The 2,235-nt window shown below is 67.4% G+C and carries 2 protein-coding genes; both read right to left on the reverse strand.

Annotated features, from left to right (window positions below; translation table 11 throughout):
• Positions 1-256: 256 nt before the first annotated feature.
• Entirely contained in the window at positions 257-1,360 is a 1,104-nt protein-coding gene (locus tag QOL99_RS16525; RefSeq protein ID WP_285525424.1) for a sensor histidine kinase, read from the reverse strand.
• Positions 1,361-2,026, reverse strand: a complete 666-nt coding sequence (locus QOL99_RS16530) for a response regulator transcription factor (protein ID WP_285525426.1) — start codon at positions 2,024-2,026, stop codon at positions 1,361-1,363.
• Positions 2,027-2,235: the final 209 nt, after the last annotated feature.

A 2,235-nucleotide genomic window follows, 5' to 3' on the forward strand; every position in this document is an offset into this window, starting at 1 on the left:
TGCTGAGCTACTCCGGCCTCACTCAGGTTAAGTTGCCAGAACCCCCCTGACTGTGGTCGCCCGGCCCGTCACGCGCCAACCGCCGTCTAGGATGAGCCCGTCCAGAAACAAGGCGGGGTGCGTGCTGATGGTGGGCAAAGCAGCGGGTGACGTCATGACGCGAACTCCTCCAGTTGCGGAACTGGTGAGCATTCTCGCGCAAAGGACGTTGCTGGGGAAGCGCAGTTGCCGGGAACAGCCGTGCTCCCCCGAGCGTTCACTGCGGGTGTGGCAGCTCCGGGCTCAGGGGCATTCTCCAGTGGAAGGAGGCCCCTTGCCCGGGCCTGGAATTCACCCTTAGATCGCCCTGCATCGCCCGGGCCAGACCACGGGCGATCGTCAGCCCCACGCCACTCCCATCACCCCGTGTCCGGGCAAGGTCCGCACGGAAGAAACGCTCGAAGACGCGCTCGAGGTGCTCCGGGGCGATTCCCGGTCCTGTGTCTGTGACCGAGATGGTCAGGTGCCGCCCTTGCACGGCCGCCGAGACCCAGGCCTTTCCGCCCGGCGGGGTGTACCTGAGTGCATTGCTCAGCAAGTTCGCGAGTACCTGTTGAGCGCGCTGGGGATCGACGTGGACCCTGATTTCGGGGGGTGGCGTGTTCATCTGCAGCGTGATCCCCCGGTCCTCAAAGGCCATCTGGAAACGCTCCTGGGCCTGCACGAGCAGGTCACTCACCGGAACCGCCGTGAGGTGCAGGTCCACCCGCCCGCTTTCGACACGGCTGACCAGGCTGAGGTCGTGGACGAGACGTTCCATGCCGGCCACCTCCCGTGCGATGGCGCTCAGGGCCTGCTCCGAGGGCAAAACTCCATCCTGAGCGGCCTCCGCGTACCCGCGCACCGCCGCCACAGGCGTTCGCAACTCATGCGCGACGTTGCCGATCAATTCCACCCGTGTCTGCTCCACGCGCTCCAGGGCACCCGCCATGGTATTGAAACTCCGCGCGAGGCCCGCCAGCTCGTCCTGCCCGGTCTCGGGCAGGCGGCGGCTGTACTCGCCGCTGGCGATGGACCGACTGCCCGCTTGAAGTGACCGCACCGAGGCCGTCACGCGCCGGGCCGCCACCCAGGCGGTGACGGTGGCCACCAGAAGGGCCAGGGGCAGCGCGGCCATCAGGGCCCGGGTCAGGGTGTCCCGCATTCCGTGCGTGAGGTCCTCCCGCAGCACTCCCCCCTCGGGGCCGATGAGGTCGATCATCTCCTGCACGTGCCGCTGAATGAACGGATGGGCCGCCAGCTCCGCCGCGACCAGCAGGACGGCAGCCGTCACCGTGACGACCACCAGGTGGTTGAGCAGCAAGCGTGGAAACAGGCGCATTCAGTCCTCCCGGAAGCGGTACCCCAGCCCCCGCACGGTCTCAATGAACTGCGGGGCGTCCGGATCATCCCTGAGTTTGCGGCGCACCGCCGTGATGTGGACATCCACGACCCGTGCCACGCCCGGGTACTCTGGCCCCCACACCCGCTCCAGCAGCCGCTCCCGTGACCAGACCAGTCCTGGGTGCTGCGCGAGCGTCACCAGCAAATCGAATTCCGTGCGGGAGAAAGCTACAGGTTGACCGTGCAAGGTGGCCGATCGTCCGGCCAGATCGAGCGTGAGTGGCCCAGCCTCAATGCGTTCCCGGACACCCACCCGGCGCAACAGGGCCCGGATACGGGCCACCACCTCGCGCGGACTGAAGGGTTTGACCACGTAATCGTCCGCGCCGGCGTTCAGCCCCTCCAAGCGGTCCTCCACCTCGCCCCGGGCCGTGAGCAGGAGCACCGGCAGTTGTGGGTGCTCGCGGCGGGCGTACGCGGTCAGTTCCACCCCCGTCATGCCCGGCAGCATCCAGTCGATGATCGCCACATCTGCGCGGGCCAGTAGCGGGAGGGCGGCCAGGCCATCTTCCTCCATCACCACCGAGTGGCCCTCCGCCGCGAGGTACGCCGTGAGCACCTCCACGATGGCCGGGTCATCATCCACGATCAGGACCGTGGCCATGACACTCCTGCCCCGAGGACGACGCATAACATGGTGCCCCACTGCGGCGTTCCACAGCCGCCAGTCGAGCCCTCCAGCAGCAGAGCGAATCGAAGCCGATGCGGGGAAACAGCCATACAGATCATGGGGACTCCGTGGACGAACGGGCAGAGGTGAGCGGAGTGGGTTGGAGTGAACCCAATCGGGCGGACCGCGGGGCAAGTCACGTC

Source organism: Deinococcus rhizophilus (genome assembly GCF_030271215.1).
Taxonomy (GTDB): domain Bacteria; phylum Deinococcota; class Deinococci; order Deinococcales; family Deinococcaceae; genus Deinococcus; species Deinococcus rhizophilus.